Here is an 18,087-nt window from a genome sequence, read left to right as displayed (position 1 = left end):
ACTTCGGCGCCTCCGCAGGGACCCCCCAGTCGGCACGAGGGCGCACACGAGTCTCTGGAGCCATCGCGCGAGCCCCTCGCCGCCGAGGGGAATGCGGCCAGCTGTCCCCGTGCCCGCCCTCGTCAACAGGGCCTGCGGCCGAACTGCGCCACCGCGAGGCTCAGGGAGCGGCCCGGACGCCGGACCGGGGCGGGCCTCCCCCGCCCGTCCCCCGCGGGTCACCGCGACCACCACAGGGCGCGGGCCGCCCGGCATCGTCCGCCGGGCGGCCCGCGGAGGGGTCAGGCCTCGGTGAGCACCGTGTCGATCTCACGGAGGAAGTCCTCCAGATCGCCGGGGTTGCGCGAGCTGATCAGCGGCCAGCCGGAGGCGTCGTCGCGAACCACCGACTTGTCGACCCAGGTGCCGCCCGCGTTGGTGATGTCGGTGCGCAGCGAGGCGTACGACGTCAGCGTCTTGCCCTGGACGTAACCGCCCTCGACCAGGGCCCACAGTCCGTGGCAGATCGCGGCCACGGGCCTGCCGGAGGCCGCGAACGAGCTGACGATCCGGGTGGTCGCGTCGTCCACCCGGAGCGAGTCGGCGTTCAGCGTGCCGCCGGGGACCAGCAGCAGGTCGTAGACGGCGGGGTCGACGTCGGCGAGGGTGAGGTCGGGCTGGACCGTCGCGCCGGGATCGCGGTCGCCGACCAGGGTGCGGATCTCCTCGTCGGAGACCGCCGCCACGCTGACCTGGGCCCCCTTCTCGCGCAGGTGCTTCACGGGCACGACGAGTTCGTCCTGCTCGACCCCGTAGTTGGTGACGATCGCCAGAATCCGGCGGCCGTCGAGATCGGTGGTGGACATGGACTGCTCCTTATCCTCTTCTGTGTTCACACAGTCGTTTCGCGGTTCGTTGCGGTCATCCCCCCGTGATGCGGACGCACTCCGCGACGGTGGCGGAGAGGCTGCCGGTCCGGGCCAGCACCTCGCGCTGGACCCGTGCCCCGTTGCCCCGCCGCTCCACCGCCGCCAGGGCCTTCTCGACGGCCGCCAGATCGCCGCTGTCCTCCAGGGCGTCCCGGACGTGCTCCAGCAGGGCCCGCAGCACGTCCGGCGCGGGCTCGGGCAGCAGGGTGCGCGGGTGGACCAGCCGGTCCTCCATCCCCGCACGGGCCGCCTGCCAGGACGCCACGCGCAGCAGGGCCGCGCTGACGCCCGCGGGTGGTTCCCCGGCCCGCCACTCTCCGGCCGACGTCTCCACCAGCGCCCGCACCAGAGTGGCCAGGAGCACCGTGTCGTCCGGATCGAGGCAGACGTCCGCGATCCTGATCTCCACTGTGGGGTAGCGGTGCGAGAGGCGCGCGTCGAAATAGACCATGCCCTCGTCCCTGAGCACTCCGGTGCCCACCATGGCCCGCACCTGCGCGTGGTACCGCTCGGCGGAGAGGTGGAGGTCCACCGGACCGGCCGACGGCCACCTGCCCCACACCCGGTTGCGGTAGCTGGCGTATTTGGTGTCCTGGCCCTGCCAGAACGGGGAGTTCGCACTCAGGGCCAGCAGGACCGGCAGCCAGCAGCGCACCCGGTCGAGCACGGCCACGCCTTCCTCCTCCGAGGAGACCGACACATGGATGTGGCATCCGCAGGTCAGCTGCTCCTGAGCCGTCAGCCCGTAGCGCTCCGCCATCCACCGGTAGCGCTCGCCGGCCCCGATCGTCGGGCTGACCGGCAGCGGCGAGGTGGCAAGGGCCACCACGGAGGCGCCCGCCCGGGCGGCGTGGCGCTGGGCCTCTGCGCGCCACCGGTGGACCGAAGCGGCCAGCTCGCCCATGTCCGCGCAGGGGTGGGTGGCGAACTCCAGTTGCTGGCGATGCAGCTCCGACTCGAAGACGCTGTCTCCACTCGCCTCCCTCTCGGCGCTTTCCAGCACCGCCGCGGAGAGCGCCTGTGCCTCCCCGCTCTCCGCGTCGACCAGCAGCAGCTCTTCCTCGACGCCCACCGTACGCATCACAGCGCCTCCCCCTTCGATGGTCAGGCGGACAGGATGGAGTCGTCCTCGACACGCGCCCCCGGAAGCCGGTGCCGGGCAGCGACCAGCGCACTGTCCACGTCGCCCGTACCCGTCGAGACGCACAAGGTGTACGCCACGTCGTCCATGCGCTGCCGCGCCGCCTGACCGCCGTTCTCCGCGTGGAGCGCTCGCAGGACCTCGTACTGCTCGACCAGATGGCGCAGCACGGTGGGATGGGCCATCAACATGCGGGGAGTCCTTCCGCCGGTTCTTTCGTGTGCGGTTCATGTGCCCGTGGGGGGCACCGGCCAGGTACCCCCGCCTGCGCCCCCCACACACGGCGGGTCGCGTGCCGGCGTCTGGCGTCCACGCTTCGGACAAGGGGACTGGTTCGCCCCGCAAGGGGTACGCAGCAGGGCGAACCAGTCGTCCCCGGGGAACTCCGGGGCAGTACGGAAGGAAGCTCTCATGACCGACCGCAGGCCGGAAGGGACCGCCTACACCGGGGCGTCCGCCAGCCCGCCCCCCGTACCGGCGGACCTGCCGGACCAGCAGAACCAGGAGGGCGAGGACCCTCTCGACATACCGGTCCCGGACCGGGTGGCCCGCCACAGCGAACAGCCCGATCTCGACGAGGCCGGCTCCGGGCGGGACGCGCCCCGCAACGCGGGGGCCCACCCCGAGCACCCGGCCCCGGACGAGTCGACGGGGTGAGTGAGGCGGGCCGGGCCGCGGGGCCGTGCGGGCACAGGGCACGGGCTCTGCCCCGGCCCCACCCGGGCGCGGGAGTGCGGTCAATGGCGTCCGCGCGCGGTGCTCGAAGCGCCTCCGAAGAGCTTGGCCACAGCCCGGAAGGGCAGCGAGACCACGGTGGCGACGGCTCCCCCGATGGTCCTGAACACATCCGCGACGGCCTTCAGCATGAGTCGTCCTCCATCTTGGCCCCCGGCGGGTCCGGGGGCGTTGCGGATGCACGAGTACCCGGCCCGCGTGGCTCCAACCTCCCGGGCAGAACGACCCGAGAGCCGTTTGGCCCGCGTCGAGGAGCCGCCGCGCGCCCGATCCGGCCCGAGGAGCCCGTGAACGCCCTTGAGCCCCGGAGCGCGTCGCGCTCCGGGGCTCAAGGGGTGGAACGACCCGGATCAGGCGGTGGTGATGTTCTCCGCCTGCGGGCCCTTCTGGCCCTGGGTGATGTCGAAGGTCACCGCCTGGCCTTCCTGGAGCTCACGGAAGCCGGAGGAGTTGATGTTGGAGTAGTGCGCGAAGACGTCGGGGCCGCCGCCGTCCTGCGCGATGAAGCCGAAGCCCTTTTCCGAGTTGAACCACTTGACGGTTCCGCTGGCCATGCCTGTACCTCTCAGCAGTAAACGAATCCGCACCGCGCGGACCCGGAGGTGATCGCCCTGGTTCTCAGGCACTGCACAGCAAAACGCCCGCGCCAGGCGCGGGCAGGTACTGCGAACCACGACATCTTCCAACGACGCTACACGGCGGGACCACTCCTCACCAGAGAGCAACGCCATTTTGCCGACGATCATCTTCGCGGGTCACCGACTCGCACCACACCCGCTGCCGTCCGTTCGGAGCCCGTCGGCCCGATCGGCGCGTCGCTGGGGGCCCCGAGGCACGGAAGCGACGGCAGGCGCCGGATCACCGGAACGTGTTCCCTTCCCCCGGGAAACGGGAAAGGCGCTCACGGACCGAGCCGGTCAGCCGCTCCTCCCAACGGTCACGCTCCGCGACCTGCGCGAACAGCTCCTTCATCCGGTTCACCTCCTCGATCACGGCGTCCTCCTCCTGGGTGATGCGGCGCTCCAGGGGCCGTTGGATCAGCAGGCCGAGTGCGATGTACGCCGCCAGCGCGAGCGCCGCCACGGCCAGCCCCGCCGCCATGAGCCCACCGCCCGCTCCGTCGCCGACCGCGGCGGCGAGCAGCAGCGCCACGGGAATCAGCACCGCAACGGCGGCCGACGCGATCCGCGGCCGGCGGACCCGGCGGCGCCGGGCGGCCAGAGCCCGCACGGCTGCCAACCGCCGTTCCGCGGCCGTCAGCGTCCGGAGGAACGACGCTCCGCCGTCGTCGACGTCCACGTCAGCCCCCGTTCCGCTGCGGGATGACGGCGTGCGGTTCCTCCGCGCGTACGCGCGGAGCGGAGGGCCGGCCGGAGGCGACCGTGACGGCAGCCCGGGCACGGCGGCCGGCCCGGCGCAGGATGACGGCGCGCGTTTCGGCGCCGGTGCCGCGGGAACCGTGTCCGCCGAGGAGCGTCCGGGGCTGCGCGCCGCGCAGGAGGGCCTTGCCCGGCCCCATCTCCCCTGCGACGGACATCGGCACGGCAGGGCGTCCGTGCCCGCCCCCGGGGCCGCCGCCGTCGACGGCGCGCCGGACGCCCGCCTGCGGTGATCGAGTGTTCTCCCAGACGTCGGGCACGCGTGCAACTCCCCCGGTGTCGGCCGATGGGGAGATGGTATCGATCAACCGCCCTCTGTGCAGCCGCACTTGCCGGAATCCCGGCCGTCGGCTACTGGATGAACCGGGGCAGCCAGCGCGCCTGGTAGTCGGGGTGCCCGGCGTACTCGGCGGCCAACTGCCGCACGGCGAAGCCCAGTCCCACGGCCCGGCCGGAGGGGAAGTCCTGGGCGGGGCGGTCGATGTCCAGGCCCGCCACCTCGACGTACTCACCCAGCAGGACACGGTTCGTCTCGATGCGCTCCAGGGTCCGAGCGGGGTCCTGCCGGGCGATGTGCTGGTCGAAGCCCCGGCCCCGCACCGTGAACGCCACGCCGCCGGTGCGGTCGTGGACCTCGCCCGGCACGCCGGCCGGACAGCGCCATCGTTCCCCGCCGGCCGCCTGTGCGACCTGTTCCTCGTCCGCGAGCCGCGCCCGGACGAAGGCCACCATGTCTGCGTTGCCGGCCATCGGATGCTGCTCCCTTGCGCTGACGGATCTTGGCTGTGAACACGGGGAGCATTCTGATGGACCGGTCGCGGGGCGATCCACCTCCGCCTCCGGTTCACCCGTGCGTGTCAACGCGGCTTCGACCGGCGCCCTTTCGGCCCCTGCTCACTGGAGCGCGCGGACCGCCGTGCGGAAGAGGACGGGCGCCCGGTGGGCGGTGGGAACGATCAGCCGGCCCGCGGCCGGGTGGCCGGCGGCGCTCAGCAGGGCGCCGGTGAGCAGCCGGTAGCGCCGGGTGACCTTGGCCCACCGGCGCGGGTAGTCCTCGGGACGTCCGGCGCTCAGGCAGTCCACCGCGGCCGTCGCGGTGGCCAATGCCAGCGCGACGCCCTCCCCGGTCAGGGCGTCGACGTACCCCGCGGCGTCGCCGACCAGCAGGACCCGCCCGGCGCGTCGGCCCAGCGCCCGCTGGCGCAACGGACCGGCCCCGCGTACGGGGGTCGCGGCCGGGGCTTCGGCGAGCCGGGCGGCCAGCGCCGGGAACGCGTGCAGATGCCCGGCGTACGGGCGGCGGTCGCGGCTCAGGACGGCGACCCCCACGAGACGTTCGCCGACCGGGGTCACGTACGCCTCGCCGTGCCGCGACCAGTGCACCTCGACGTGGTCCGTCCACGGGGCGATGCGGTAGTGGCGGCGCAGCCCGTAGCGTCCGGGGCCCGGCACGGCCCCGTCCAGCCCGAGGGAGCGGCGGAGCGGCGAGTGGAGTCCGTCGGCCGCGATGAGCCAGCGTGCCCTGAGGCCGGCGGCGGTGACGGTGTGCTCGTCCTGGTGCACCTCCCCCGCCTTCGACGCGACGACGCGTACGCCGAGGGCGGCGGCCCGCGCGTGCAGCGCGGCGTGGAGCTCGGTGCGCCGCACCCCGGCCCCGGGACCGTCCCGGAACGTCGCCTCCGCGCTGCGCCGGCCGTCGGTGTAGCGGATGCCGCGCAGCGGCCGGCCGGCCAGCCGGACGCCGAGGCCGCGCAGGGCCGCGACGCCGCCGGGCATGAGGCCCTCGCCGCACGCCTTGTCGAGGGGGGCGGCGCGCGGTTCGACGACCACCGCCTCCAGGCCCGCCGACGCGGCCCGGATCGCGGCGGCGAGTCCCGCGGGGCCGCCTCCCACGACCAGGACGTCGATCACGCCCGTGCCCCCGCTGCCGGGAGTCGGGCCAGGGCGTCGTCCTCGCACCGAATCCGGACGGCCGTCAACGCGGCGTTGAGGACGGTGAACACGACGGCCGTCACCCATGCTCCGTGGACCAGGGGCAGCGCCAGCCCCTCGGCGGCGACGGCCACGTAGTTGGGGTGGCTCAGCCACCGGTACGGGCCGCCGGTCACACGGGGCAGCCCGGCGACGACGATGACACGGGTGTTCCACCGGGGCCCGAGCGCCCGGACGCACCACCAGCGCAGCGCCTGCGCGGCCACGACGACGGCGAGCATCGTCCAGCCGAGGGCGGGCTGGAAGGGACGTTCGGCCAGCCGCGCCTCCGCCAGGCAGCCGACGAGGAGGGCTGTGTGCAGGGCGACCATCGCCGGATAGTGCCCCCGGCCCGTCTCGACGCCGCCCCGGGACAGACTCCAGCGGGCGTTGCGGCGCGCCACCACGAGCTCGGCCAGGCGTTCGACGGCGACGGCCAGCACCAGTGCTGTGTACCAGGTCATGCGGGGCTCCAGTTCGCGGGCGCAGTCGAGTGGTCCGACGGATCGCGGTGCATCGGGTCTCTCCGCCCTACCAGCGCAGGAGCACCAGTTCGCAGCAGAACCCCGGCCCCATGGCCAGGAGCAGCCCGGGAGTGCCCGGCTCCGGCCGTCGCTGTTCGAGGGTGTCCCGCAGGACGTGCAGGACCGAGGCGGAGGACAGGTTCCCGATGTCGGCCAGTGAGCGCCAGGTGACGTCGAGCGCACCCGCGGGCAGGTCGAGGACGTCCATGACGGTCTCCAGCACCTTGGGGCCGCCCGGGTGGCAGACCCAGTGGGCGATGTCCTTCGGCTTGAGGCCGTGTTCGGCGAGGAACTCCCGTACGTCGTCGGCGAGGTAGCGGCGGACGACGTCGGGCACCGCGGGGTCGAGGACCACGGTGAACCCGGTGCTGCCGATGTCCCAGCCCATCACGTGCTCGGTGTCCGGGTACATCCGGCTGCGGGTGTCCACGATCTCGGGGCCGGCGACGGCCCGGCGGCTCCCGAGCGCCACCACCGCGGCCGCCCCGTCGCCGAACAGGGCGGTCGCCACCAGGTTGGCGGGGGTCGTGTCCTGGCGCTGGAAGGTGAGGGAGCAGAGTTCGACCGAGAGCAGCACGGCGACGTCGTCGGGCCGTCCGAGCAGGTAGTCGTGCAGCCGGGCCACCCCGGCGGCCCCGGCGACGCAGCCGAGCCCGAAGACGGGCAGTCGTCTGACGTCCGAGCGCAGCCCCAGGCGCGCCACGAGCCGGGCGTCGACGGAGGGCGCCGCGATGCCGGTGACCGAGGTGAACATCAGCAGGTCCACGTCGGTGGGGCGCAGCCCCGCCGAGCGGAGCGCGCCGCGCACGGCCTGCGCCCCGAGGTCGAGGGAGGAACGGATGAACACGTCGTTGGCCGGGCCGAAGCCGTTCAGCTCCCGATAGCCGTCCAGGGGCAGGACGGTGTGCCGGGTGCGGACGCGGGCGTGCCGGTGGAGCCGGTCCAGGAGCCGGCGGTCGGCCCCCGGCGGCAGGCAGAGGCGGGCCACCATGTCGGTGACCTCGTGCTGGGTGTGACGGTGGGACGGCAGGGCCCCGTGCACCGAGGCGATCCGGGTCATCGTGGCTCCTGCTTCAGGGGCGTCATACTCCTATCTTTGCCACATGATGCGCGAAAGTGGTCAAAAGACCCGGCCGGTCACCCTGCTGACGGGACGGCAGAGCTCTACGATCGCCCGATGAAGGCCACGGACGGGGTGGGCACGGCCGGGGCCGGGCCGGTGAGGACGGACACGGTCCGAGCGGCGCTCCGGCGGCCGGGGCGGGCCGCGGGGCTGGCGCTCGCCTGCCATCCGGGGCCGGCGGCCGCCGTGACGGCGCTCGCCTGCGCCCTCGCTCTCGGCTGCGGGCTCGGCGGAGCCCGTACGGCCCTGGTCTCGGCTGCGGTGCTGACCGGGCAGCTCTCGGTGGGCTGGTGCAACGACGCGTACGACGCCGGGCGCGACGCGCGCGCAGGGCGCCGGGGGAAGCCCGCGGCCGACGGCACGGTGGGGGTGGGGACCGTGTGGGCGGCGGCGGCGGGGGCGCTCGCCCTGTGCGCGGCGCTCTCGCTGGCCTGCGGCGTTCTCGCCGGTACGGTGCACCTCTGCGCGGTCGCGGCCGCCTGGCTCTACAACCTGCGGCTCAAGGCGACGGCGCTGTCCTGGCTGCCGTACGCGGTCGCGTTCGCGGCCCTGCCCGCCGCCGTCGCGCTGACCCTGCCCGGTGGGCCGTGGCCCCGGTGGTGGACCGTCACGGCCGGGGCGCTGCTCGGGCTCGCGGCGCACCTCGCCGACACGCTCCCGGACATCGAGGCGGACCGGGCTGCCGGAATCCGGGGACTGCCGCACCTGCTGGGCCGCACGGGGACCCGGCTGGCGCTGCCGCTGCCGCTCCTCGGGGCCACAGCCGTACTGGCGCTCGGTCCGCCCGGGCAGCCGGACATCCGGGGCGCGGTCGCGCTCGCCCTCGCCGGCGTCGCGGCGCTCGCGGGCCCGGTGCTGGGCCGCCGGTGGCGGAAGGCGGCGCTGGCGGGCGCGGTGGCCGTGGCGGCGGTCGATCTGGCGCTGCTGCTGACGCGGGGGGCGGGCGCGGCCTCCTGAGGGCCGTCTTCGCGGCGGATCACCGGTGCCCCCGGACCGCGCGGTCCGGGGGCACCGGTGTCAGGCCTGTGCGGCGGGGGATCAGTAGGGGCCGAAGACGTTGTCGATCGAGCCGTACCGGTCCGCGGCGTAGTTGCACGCGGCGGTGATGTTGGCGACCGGGTCGTAGCTGTCGGTCGAGGTGCCGGGCACGTGGTAGGCCTGGAACGTCGGGTCGATGACCTGGAGCAGCCCCTTGGACGGGGTGCCCTTGGCCGCGTTGGAGTCCCAGTTGTTGATGGCGGCGGGGTTGCCCGAGGACTCGCGCATGATGTTGCGGTAGATGCCGTCGTAGCTGCCGGGGATGCCGTGCTCGGCCATGACCGCCAGCGACTCCCTGATCCAGCCGTCGAGGTCGTCGGTGTAGGCGGCCTCGGCCGCGACCGGCGCGACGGCGGTCCGCTGCGAACGGTCGGCCCGGTCCTCCGCCGCTTCACGGTCGGCGGCCGGGGAGGCCTTGTCCGTCCCGGTTCCGATGGTCAGTGTGATGCCCGGCTGAATCAGATCCGGATTTCCGCCGATGACCTTCCGGTTGCCTTCGTACAGCGCCTTCCAGCCGCCGCTGACGGAATACTCGCGGGCGATCTTGGAAAGGGTTTCGCCGGACGCCACGGAATGAGTGGCGGGCGCGGCCCGCACAGCGGAATTCACTGCGGACGCCACGGAGGCGGGGGCCTCGGCCCGGTGCTGGGGGGCGGGCGCGGGCGCCGCGAAGGCGGTGGCGGCGCCGACCACGGGGAGGGCGAGAACGGCCCCGCCCGCGGTCACGGCGGCGAGGCCGCGACCCAGCGAGAAGGACGTGGTGCGACGGTGCTTACCCAGTGCGGGCATGGGAATTTTCCTCTCCGGCGCCTACGGGGTGAGCTGTCGGGTTCAGACGGGAGATGTCTGGCCGCATGGACGTGCGACTTCACCCCGAGCCGATCCGGACTACGGATCGGCGGCTTACCTGGGTCCCCCGCTCCTGCCGTACGTGAGTGGGTTTCGGATTCCCGGACGGCGGCAGGATTCGGCGTTCCATCCGGATTGACGGTGACCGTAGGCGAGAAACACCGAGCAGAACAAGCCCCGCATTCCGCAGAGCCATTTGCACGCAAGATCGAATAGGGAGAATTCCCGGCCGGGCCCGCGCCGTCATCGCGTCAACTTTCCCCGCACAGAAGGGAACCGATCCTTCCGCTTTCGAGTCCGCGCCCCGGGGACGTGACGCTCACCACTTCCTCGCCGAGCGGGAGAAATGCCCATTGATGAAAGCCTCAATAGGCCCATCAGGACCTTTACGGGCGAGACACTCAAAAGAGGTAAATCACCCATACCTATCTCACAAAACGGACCTTTCCGACACCTCGCAGAGGGTCGGCCGCACGGCTCACGAGGCGATCGCTTACGGTGTGGGGTGGAGACTAGTAAGCCAACCCTTACTTCCGACGTACGCTGTACCTGCCCGCGTTCGCCCGCCCCGAAGGAACACCACGCCATGACACGCCCCGTCCGCGTCGCCATTGTCGGAGCCGGCCCCGCCGGTATCTACGCTGCGGACGCGCTGCTCAAATCCGAGGTCTGCCAGGACCCGGGGGTCTCGATCGACCTCTTCGAGCGCATGCCCGCCCCCTTCGGTCTGATCCGTTACGGCGTGGCCCCCGACCACCCCCGGATCAAGGGCATCGTCAAGGCACTGCACCAGGTGCTGGACAAGCCGCAGATCCGGCTCTTCGGCAACGTCGACTACCCCAACGACATCGACCTGGACGACCTGCGGTCGTTCTACGACGCGGTGATCTTCTCCACCGGCGCCGAGGCCGACCGGGCCCTCGACATCCCCGGCATCGAGCTGGACGGCTCCTACGGCGCCGCCGAATTCGTCTCCTGGTACGACGGGCACCCCGAGGTCCCGCGCACCTGGCCGCTGACCGCCGAGAAGGTCGCCGTGCTCGGCGTCGGGAACGTGGCGCTGGACGTGGCCCGCATCCTGGCCAAGACGGCCGACGAGCTGCTGCCGACCGAAATCCCGGACAACGTCTACCAGGGCCTCAAGGCGAACAAGGCGCTGGAGGTGCATGTGTTCGGCCGGCGCGGCCCCGCGCAGGCCAAGTTCAGCCCGATGGAGCTGCGGGAGCTGGACCACTCCCCCAACATCGAGGTCATCGTCAACCCCGAGGACATCGACTACGACCAGGGCTCGATCGAGACCCGGCGGGGGAACAAGCAGGCCAACATGGTCGCCTCGACCCTGGAGAACTGGGCGATCCGCGATGTCGGCGACCGGCCGCACAAGCTGTTCCTGCACTTCTTCGAGTCCCCCGTCGAGATCCTCGGCGAGAACGGGGAGGTCGTGGGGTTGCGCACCGAGCGCACCGAACTGGACGGCACCGGCAACGTCCGAGGCACCGGCGCCTTCACGGACTGGGATGTGCAGAGCGTCTACCGGGCCGTGGGCTACTACTCCCAGGAGCTGCCGAAGCTGCCCTTCGACGTGCGCTCCGGCACCGTGCCGCACGAGGCGGGCCGGGTCGTCTCCGGGGGTGAGCACATGACCTCGGTCTACGTGACGGGCTGGATCAAGCGCGGGCCGATCGGTCTGATCGGCCACACCAAGGGCGACGCCAACGAGACCGTGGCCTGCCTCCTCGAGGACCGCGCCGCCGGCCGCCTGCCCGAGCCCGCGCAGCCCGAGCCGGACGCCGTCGGGGCGTTCCTGGAAGGCCGGGGCGTCCGCTACACCACCTGGGAGGGCTGGCACCTCCTCGACGCGCACGAGCAGGCGCTCGGCGCCGCACAGGGCCGCGAGCGGATCAAGGTCGTGGAGCGCGAGGGCATGCTCGACGCCTCTGGAACATCCGCACCGGCCGCGGCCCCCTCCGAGGCCTGATCAACCGTTTCCGGGCGGCACGGGGCGGCCGCCCGCGGGCCCCGGACCCGGCCCGCGCACCGACCGCCACAGGTCGGGACCGGTGGCGCTCTCCACGGAGCGCCGCCGGCCCGGCGAGCCGTCGGTCCACCGGGCGGCGAGCAGGAGTGCGATGTCGTCGGGGCGGTCGGTGGCCGCTCTGGCCTCCTCGATGACCCGGTCGGCGGTGTCGGCCAGGGGCACCGCGCCGATGCGTTCCACGGTGGCCCGCAGCCGTTCGATCCCCTCGTCGATGTCGGTCCCGGGGCGTTCGATCAGCCCGTCCGTGAACAGGGCGAGCATGGCTCCCGGAGCGAGCCGCAGCTCGGTGACCGGGTACGCCGCCTGCCCGTCGATCCCGAGCACGATGCCTCCCGGCAGGTCCAGCACCTCGGTGCGGCCGTCGGGCCGCCGCAGCACGGGCTGCGGGTGCCCGGCCCGTACGGCGCGGGCCGCCCCGGTCGCCGGGTCGAGGGCGATGTAGCAGCAGCTGGCGAACTGCCCGGGGTCGAGGTCGATGAGCAGCCGGTTGGTGCCGCTGAGCACCTCCTGCGGGTCGTAGTGGTTGAGTGCGAACGCCCTGACGGCACTGCGCAGCTGCCCCATGGTCGCCGCGGCGGCCACCCCGTGGCCCTGCACGTCGCCGATGACGAGGGCGAGTTCGTGCCCGGTCTCGATCACGTCGTACCAGTCGCCGCCCACGTCCATGCCCTGGGTGCCGGAGAGATAGCGCCCCAGGGTGTCCACTCCGTCGGCCTCCGGCAGCCGGTGCGGCAGCAGGGCGTCCTGGAGCCCGCGGGCGAGGGCCGCCTCGCTGTCGTAACGCTGGGCGCGTTGCAGGGCCTGGGCGATGAGGCCCGCGAGGGCCGTGAGGACCGTGCGTTCCTCCGGGCTGAACCCGCGGGGCCGGTCGAAGCCGAGGATGCAGGAGCCCACCGGCCGGCCCGAGGCGATCAGCGGCAAGAACGCCCGCGCCCCGACGTCCGCGTCGATGGGAATGCCCGGGTAGGCCTCGGACAGGCGCTGCATGGACTCGAAGAAGATGGGACGGCCGGTGGTCAGCGTCTCCACTCCGGGAATCCGGACGTCGAGCCCGACCCCGTCGAAGCGGTCGAGGAACCCCTTGGGGAAACCCGTCTCCCACGCCAGGTGCAGATGGCGCTCGTTCAGCAGGTAGATGGCGATCTGCCGACCGCCGAACGCGGGCAGCAGCTCCTCGGTGACCACGGCGGACACCTGCCGGGCCGTGACCGCCTCGGTCAGCGCGATGGCGAGGGCCACCGGCCGGTACAGCGCTGAGGAGCGGTCGGCGGTGGAGCCGATGCCCAGACCCGGTGAGGTGACGGAACCGGGGGCGTAGGCCGGGCGGTCGCTCGCCTGGAGCACGATGCTCACGCCCTCGCGGCCCGGAAAGAGGGACACCGACAGCCAGCACGCGGGCGGGCGGCGGGCGAGGAAGTGAACCGGCTCGTCAGCGATCAGGGCGGCCCGGTGGTGGTCCTCGTGGGCGGGGTCCCCGAACCACGGCAGGGCCTCCCACACCACCTGACCGACGAGCTCCTCGCAGGGACGTCCGAGCAGCTCCCCGGCGAGCCGGTTGGCGTAGGTGACACGGCCCAGCCGGTCCAGGGAGACGATGCCGCGGGGCAGCCGGTCGGCGGCCTCCGGTACTACGGACCCCTCGCCGGGGTCGACCAGGAAGCCGGTCAGGCGGCCGACGGGCTCCTCGCCGTCCGGGGCCGCCCAGGGGCCTGAGAGCTCCAGCAGGTGGGACCTGCCGTCGGGGCCTCGAAGCCGCATGCGGCGCACGGGGCGGCCGGCCGACTCCACCGTCTGCCGGGCCAGGCCCCACAGCCCGTGCACGTCCTCCGGGGCCAGCCGTTCGGCCAGCGCGTCGACGGTCTCCGGGGCGTCGGCGGGCCGGAATCCGAGGATCGCGCACAGGTCGGCGTCGGCGGTGATCCTCCCGGAGCGGAGGTCCCAGTCGAAGCGGCCGGCCCGCGCCGCGGGCGCGGCGACGGCGGGCAGTTGCACGGGGACCGGGTCCGCCTCCCACACGCAGTCGACGCCTCGGCGCCCCAGGTCGGTGAGCTCCTCCCCGAGCCGGTGGCCGAGGCGGTGCAGCCGGTCGCCTTCGGCGGTGTCGACCGGCTGCCCCGGCGTGGGGGCCCGCAGGACGGCCAGGACGCCCATGCTGCCCAGGGGGCCGGTGACCGGCGCCCACAGGGACCCGAACGGGAAGGGCAGCCCGGCCATCAGCTGCGGGAACCGGCGCATCGACTCCTCCGCGTCGGCCAGCAGCACCGGACGGCCGGAGCGGTAGGCCGTCGGCGCCGGGAACGGCCGGTTCACATGCACCCGCCACCAGGGCCGGAACAACCGGCCCGGCAGCCCGCCGAGCGCCGCCAGCCGCAGCAGCCCGGGCGTCCGGGAACGGAGGTACACGCCGCCCGCGAAGCCGTCGCCGGACTCGACGGCGCTGACCAGGGCCTGCGCGAGCACGACCGACAGCTCGTCCCCTGGGCGGTCACCGCCCCCGCCCCCGGCCCCGTTCGAGGGGGACGGGGTGGGACGGGGCGCGCCGTGCCGGGTCACCCTGTCAGCATGCGCCTGTCCCGGGGGACACCGCACATCGGCGGACCGGCCGCGTCCGCGGGGTGGGCCCCTGCGGTGCCGGAGTGCGGTGCCGGTGCGGGGTCAGCGCAGTTTCGCGACGGCGATCAGCGTCGTCTTCTTGAACCCGGCCAGCGGTGCGCCGTCCAGGTCCCCCAGCTGGCCCCATTCGACGACGGTGACCGTCCGGCCGTCGCGGCCCACCGAGTAGAGGCCGATGTCGGTGGCGCCGACCTCCGGGTAGGACGTGTCGACGCTGTAGACGTGCGCGCCCTCCTCCACGTTCAGCCGGCCCTGGTAGAGGGTCTTGCCCTCGAGTCCGGGCTCCTGTTCCCTGAGCCGGTCCAGACAGGTCTCCAGGGCGGCCCGCAGCTCGGCGGCGAGCTCCCTGGCCCGTGCGGCGGTGGGGGCGACCGTGGTGGTCTGGCGGGCGCCGGTGTCCAGCTCGGTACGGAAGTCCCGGTACCGGGTGCCGGCCGCCGGGGCGATCCCGGCCGTGCACGCCGAGCCCTCTTCGGGCAGTCCCCGGCGGACCGGGCCGGCGGTCCAAGGGGTGAGGGAGGCGGGCAGCTGCGCGGCGCTGAGGAACTTCGGCGGGGCCGGGGCCGGGGCCGCGGCGGCGGGCGCCGGGACGAGGGCGGCGGCGGCCAGGCCTGCCGCCGCGGCGGTCAGAAGTGCGGTGCGGATCGTGCGCATGAAAAACTCCCCGTTCGGGTGGTCAGGTGGTCGTACGGAGTCGTACGGGAACGGTCACCAGCCTCCGCGGCCGGCCGCACCGGGACAAGACCGACACGGCTTTGCGCCGCGTTGGAACCGTCCCACCCCCGTTGACGTGGGTGTTCTCCGGGGGCTGGAACGCGCTGGAACGTCTGTGGGAGGTCGAGCGGCTTGGGTGAGGCCGAGGGGTCCGCGCGCGACGCGCTGGCGGGCCGGCTGCGGGCGCTGCGGGAGGGGTCGGGTCGCACGTACGCCTCGCTGGCCCGCCGCGTAGGGGTCAGCGGGTCGACGCTGCACCGCTACTGCACCGGGCGGACGGTGCCGTCGGAGTTCGCCCCGGTGGAGCGGCTGGCCCGGCTGTGCGGCGCGCCGGGCGAGGAGCGGGAGGCTCTGCACCGCCTGTGGCTCCTGGCGGACGCGGAACGCCTCGACCGCCAGGAAGCGGGGCCGGTGGCGGGCCGGCCGTCGGCCCCGCCCCCGGAGCCGCCGTCGAGCGGAGAGGCAAGGCCCGCCGACGGGGAGGGCGGCCCGCCGCCTTCTCCTGACGTCGCCGCGATCGCGGCCCGCCCCGGGCCCCGGCCGCGGTGGGCACGCCGGCACGGGCGGGCGCTCGCCGCTCTCGCCGGCGCCGCCCTCGTCCTCGCCGTGCTCGTGGTCCCCACGGGTACGGGGCCGCGGGAGCAGCCGACGGCGGCCCAGCCGCCGGGCGCGTCCCCCGGCGGAGCGCCGGGCCCCTCGGCTTCCGGCGCGCCCGCTTTGCCGACGCCTCGGGGAACCGCGCGCGGTGGTCCCCCGGCGACGCCCCCGGGAGGTCCGGGGACGTCTGAGCCGAAGAGGCCGCACACCGTCGGACCGCGGCCAGGAGCGCTCCCCGGTCCGTCCACGACCTCGCGGGCGCCCGGCCCCGGGGGGACGCCCCTCACGTGGACCAGCGACGACCAGGTGTGGAAGAACGGCTGCGGTCACTCCTACCTCGTCGACCGGTCGCCCAGCGCGGTCCCGCCGCCCCCGGTCGAGGCGGACGCCGGGTCGTGGGCGCGGAAGCTGGGCGCGGTGCACGCCGGCGAGACCGGCGTCCGGATCACCGTGCAGGGCCGGGACGAGCGCGCCGTGGTGCTGGAAGCGCTGCACATCCGGGTGGTCGAGCGCCGGTCCCCGGCCGCGGGACGGGTCTACCGGATGAGCTCCGGCTGCGGCGGGGCGCTCACCCCGCGGGCGTTCGACGTCGACCTCGACGCGCCCCGCCCGGTCGCGCGGTCGGTCCCGGGCAACGACTCCGGCGAGCCCATCGAGGCGCTCGCTTTCCCGTACCGCGTCTCGGCCTCGGACCCGGAGGTCCTCCTCATCACGGGCCGGACGGTCGGCTGCGACTGCGACTGGGTCGCGGAGCTGACGTGGAGCAGCGGGGGGCTCTCCGGCACGGTCCGCCTCGACGACGGCGGGCGGCCGTTCCGCACGAGCGGGGTGCGCGAGCCGGTCGTGTACGACTACGACACGGCCGCCGGGCGCTGGCGGGAGGCGGCGGACGCCGATGACACCGCCTCCTGAAGCGGTGGGCGGACGCCGTGGAACGGGGCTGTCCGCTCACGACCGCGGCTCGGCGGCCTCGCGCCGCCGAGGTGGCCGCGCGGGCTCGCGGAGGCGCGCGGAGGAGCGAGCGGCCATGCTGGTGGCAGGCGGCAGGCGATACGGCCGACCGGAGGAGGGCCGCCCACGCTTCTGGTGGAGGTGCCGATGGACCCCGTCACCGCTCTGCGGCGGATCGCCTTTCTGCTGGAGCGCTCACAGGCCGCCGCCTACCGGGTGAAGGCCTTCCGCACGGCGGCAGCCGCGGTGGACGCGATGGGCGCCGGGGAGGCGGCCGAGCGGTCCGCCGCGAACTCCCTGGAGCGGGTCGCGGGCATCGGACCGAGAACGGCCCAGGTGGTGCGCGAGGCCGTGGCCGGTGAGGTCCCCGGGTATCTGGCGGGGCTGGAGAAGGAGGCCGCCGACGAGTCGCCACTCCGGCGCGGCCAGGAGCTCCGCGCACGGTTGACGGGCGACTGCCACATGCATTCGGACTGGTCCGACGGAGGCAGTCCGATCGAGGAGATGGGCCGGACGGCGGCGGAGCTCGGGCACGCCTGGGCGGTTCTCACCGACCACTCGCCGCGGCTGACGGTGGCGCGCGGTCTGTCGCCGGAGCGGCTGCGGGAGCAGCTCGCGGTGGTGGAGCGGCTCAACGAGGAGTGGGCGCCGTTCCGTCTGCTGACGGGCATCGAGTGCGACATCCTTGTGGACGGCTCGCTCGACCAGGAGCCGGAGCTGCTGGAGCGGCTGGACGTGGTGGTGGTCTCCGCCCACTCCAAGCTGCGCATGGACCCGGCCCCGATGACCCGGCGGCTGGAGGCCGCGGTGCGCCACCCTCAGGCGAACGTGCTCGGGCACTGCACGGGCCGGCTGCTGAGCGGTCGCGGTCGGCCGGAGTCGCGGTTCGACGCGGGTCGGGTCTTCGCCGCCTGCGCAGAGGCGGGGACGGCAGTGGAGATCAACTGCCGGCCGGAGCGCCGGGACCCGCCGCTGCGGCTGCTGCGCGAGGCCGTCGAGGCGGGTGTGCTCTTCTCGATCGACACGGACGCTCACGCCCCCGGCCAGCTCGACTGGCAGCCGTCGGGGTGCGCGCGCGCCGAGGAGTGCGGCGTTCCGGCGGAGCGGGTGGTGACGACCTGGAGCGCGGAGCGACTCCTGGAGTGGGCCGGCTGACCGACGCGGGACTGCGGCCCGCGGGCCGCTGGCCGGGCCGGCGGTGGGGCCGAGCGCGCCGGACCCGTGCGTCCCCTTTGCCCCGGCGGGTTTCCGGGGCGGACGGAACGCACGGGTCCGGGTCGTGCCGCGCGACGTGCGGGCGGGGCTACTTCTCCGGGTAGACGTCGCCGGCGGACATCGCGCTCTGCTGGTCGCTCCGGTCCCGGATCGTCCGGGACTTCTTCGCCAGCCGCTCGCGTTCCTGCGGGTCGCTCGTACGTTCCGCGGCCTCGGCGAGCTGCTGGGCCTTCTCACGCATCTGCCGGGCCAGGTCGGCGGGGTCGTCAATACCGCTCATCACCACTCCTT

At 74.1% G+C, this 18,087-nt stretch carries 20 protein-coding genes and 1 riboswitch; of the genes, 5 read left to right on the top strand and 15 right to left on the bottom strand.

Annotated features, from left to right (window positions below; translation table 11 throughout):
* Positions 1-281: 281 nt before the first annotated feature.
* From V9U70_RS10100 to V9U70_RS10090, 3 genes are read right to left on the bottom strand one after another with little or no spacing between them, the layout of a single operon-like run.
* The gene (locus V9U70_RS10100) at positions 282-845 is read right to left on the bottom strand and encodes a type 1 glutamine amidotransferase domain-containing protein (RefSeq protein ID WP_336674157.1); all 564 of its coding nucleotides are present in this window, start codon (positions 843-845) and stop codon (positions 282-284) included.
* 55 nt (positions 846-900) lie between these two features.
* Complete coding sequence (locus tag V9U70_RS10095; protein WP_336674156.1) at positions 901-1,992, bottom strand: glutamate--cysteine ligase 2; 1,092 nt, start codon at positions 1,990-1,992, stop codon at positions 901-903.
* A gap of 20 nt (positions 1,993-2,012) precedes the next feature.
* A complete protein-coding gene (locus V9U70_RS10090) occupies positions 2,013-2,240 on the bottom strand; it encodes a DUF5133 domain-containing protein (protein ID WP_336674155.1) in 228 nt (75 codons plus the stop codon).
* Positions 2,241-2,460: 220 nt separating this feature from the next.
* Between V9U70_RS10090 and V9U70_RS10085 the strand changes: the two genes are divergently transcribed.
* Positions 2,461-2,706, top strand: a complete 246-nt coding sequence (locus V9U70_RS10085) for a hypothetical protein (RefSeq protein ID WP_336674154.1) — start codon at positions 2,461-2,463, stop codon at positions 2,704-2,706.
* Positions 2,707-2,786: 80 nt separating this feature from the next.
* On the opposite strand, the gene V9U70_RS10080 is transcribed toward V9U70_RS10085, so the two are convergent.
* The 8 genes from V9U70_RS10080 to V9U70_RS10045 all read right to left on the bottom strand — a co-directional run bounded on the left by V9U70_RS10080 (position 2,787) and on the right by V9U70_RS10045 (position 7,718).
* Complete coding sequence (locus V9U70_RS10080; RefSeq protein ID WP_336674153.1) at positions 2,787-2,915, bottom strand: LPFR motif small protein; 129 nt, start codon at positions 2,913-2,915, stop codon at positions 2,787-2,789.
* A 219-nt stretch (positions 2,916-3,134) separates the two neighbouring features.
* Positions 3,135-3,338: a cold-shock protein gene (locus tag V9U70_RS10075; protein WP_032791721.1), complete on the bottom strand. Its 204-nt coding sequence runs from the start codon at positions 3,336-3,338 to the stop codon at positions 3,135-3,137.
* A 304-nt stretch (positions 3,339-3,642) separates the two neighbouring features.
* Entirely contained in the window at positions 3,643-4,083 is a 441-nt protein-coding gene (locus V9U70_RS10070) for a hypothetical protein (RefSeq protein WP_336674152.1), read from the bottom strand.
* A 1-nt stretch (position 4,084) separates the two neighbouring features.
* Positions 4,085-4,423 (bottom strand): hypothetical protein, encoded by a 339-nt coding sequence (locus V9U70_RS10065; RefSeq protein ID WP_336674151.1) that lies wholly within the window; start codon positions 4,421-4,423, stop codon positions 4,085-4,087.
* Positions 4,424-4,514: 91 nt separating this feature from the next.
* A complete protein-coding gene (locus V9U70_RS10060; protein WP_336674150.1) occupies positions 4,515-4,913 on the bottom strand; it encodes a DUF6221 family protein in 399 nt (132 codons plus the stop codon).
* 144 nt (positions 4,914-5,057) lie between these two features.
* On the bottom strand, positions 5,058-6,074 hold the full coding sequence (locus tag V9U70_RS10055; RefSeq protein WP_336674149.1) for an NAD(P)/FAD-dependent oxidoreductase: 1,017 nt from the start codon (positions 6,072-6,074) through the stop codon (positions 5,058-5,060).
* The gene (locus V9U70_RS10050) at positions 6,071-6,598 is read right to left on the bottom strand and encodes an isoprenylcysteine carboxyl methyltransferase family protein (RefSeq protein ID WP_336674148.1); all 528 of its coding nucleotides are present in this window, start codon (positions 6,596-6,598) and stop codon (positions 6,071-6,073) included. Before V9U70_RS10050 ends, V9U70_RS10055 begins: the two co-directional genes overlap by 4 nt.
* A gap of 67 nt (positions 6,599-6,665) precedes the next feature.
* Entirely contained in the window at positions 6,666-7,718 is a 1,053-nt protein-coding gene (locus V9U70_RS10045; RefSeq protein ID WP_336674147.1) for a type III polyketide synthase, read from the bottom strand.
* A gap of 117 nt (positions 7,719-7,835) precedes the next feature.
* Between V9U70_RS10045 and V9U70_RS10040 the strand changes: the two genes are divergently transcribed.
* Positions 7,836-8,738, top strand: a complete 903-nt coding sequence (locus tag V9U70_RS10040) for a UbiA family prenyltransferase (protein ID WP_336674146.1) — start codon at positions 7,836-7,838, stop codon at positions 8,736-8,738.
* 81 nt (positions 8,739-8,819) lie between these two features.
* On the opposite strand, the gene V9U70_RS10035 is transcribed toward V9U70_RS10040, so the two are convergent.
* A complete protein-coding gene (locus V9U70_RS10035; RefSeq protein ID WP_336674145.1) occupies positions 8,820-9,608 on the bottom strand; it encodes a transglycosylase SLT domain-containing protein in 789 nt (262 codons plus the stop codon).
* 3 nt (positions 9,609-9,611) lie between these two features.
* A riboswitch (cyclic di-AMP (ydaO/yuaA leader) is annotated at positions 9,612-9,771 on the bottom strand.
* 483 nt (positions 9,772-10,254) lie between these two features.
* On the opposite strand from V9U70_RS10035, the gene V9U70_RS10030 reads away from it, so the two are divergent.
* On the top strand, positions 10,255-11,646 hold the full coding sequence (locus V9U70_RS10030; RefSeq protein WP_336674144.1) for an FAD-dependent oxidoreductase: 1,392 nt from the start codon (positions 10,255-10,257) through the stop codon (positions 11,644-11,646).
* On the opposite strand, the gene V9U70_RS10025 is transcribed toward V9U70_RS10030, so the two are convergent.
* Positions 11,647-14,259, bottom strand: coding sequence for a SpoIIE family protein phosphatase (locus tag V9U70_RS10025; protein WP_419723961.1), 2,613 nt, complete (start codon positions 14,257-14,259; stop codon positions 11,647-11,649).
* A 102-nt stretch (positions 14,260-14,361) separates the two neighbouring features.
* Positions 14,362-14,973: a hypothetical protein gene (locus tag V9U70_RS10020; protein WP_336674143.1), complete on the bottom strand. Its 612-nt coding sequence runs from the start codon at positions 14,971-14,973 to the stop codon at positions 14,362-14,364.
* A 192-nt stretch (positions 14,974-15,165) separates the two neighbouring features.
* Here V9U70_RS10020 and V9U70_RS10015 point away from each other — a divergent pair, with 192 nt between their 5' ends.
* Both V9U70_RS10015 and V9U70_RS10010 read left to right on the top strand, forming a co-directional pair.
* Complete coding sequence (locus V9U70_RS10015) at positions 15,166-16,542, top strand: helix-turn-helix domain-containing protein (protein WP_336674142.1); 1,377 nt, start codon at positions 15,166-15,168, stop codon at positions 16,540-16,542.
* Between the two features lie 186 nt (positions 16,543-16,728).
* Complete coding sequence (locus tag V9U70_RS10010) at positions 16,729-17,736, top strand: PHP domain-containing protein (protein WP_336674141.1); 1,008 nt, start codon at positions 16,729-16,731, stop codon at positions 17,734-17,736.
* Between the two features lie 148 nt (positions 17,737-17,884).
* On the opposite strand, the gene V9U70_RS10005 is transcribed toward V9U70_RS10010, so the two are convergent.
* Positions 17,885-18,076: a DUF6381 family protein gene (locus V9U70_RS10005; protein WP_336674140.1), complete on the bottom strand. Its 192-nt coding sequence runs from the start codon at positions 18,074-18,076 to the stop codon at positions 17,885-17,887.
* Positions 18,077-18,087: the final 11 nt, after the last annotated feature.

This window comes from Streptomyces pratensis (assembly GCF_037137275.1).
Lineage (GTDB): Bacteria > Actinomycetota > Actinomycetes > Streptomycetales > Streptomycetaceae > Streptomyces > Streptomyces pratensis_B.
Note: the sequence above shows the minus strand (reverse complement) of the source record. Positions and strands in the feature narration are given on the sequence as shown.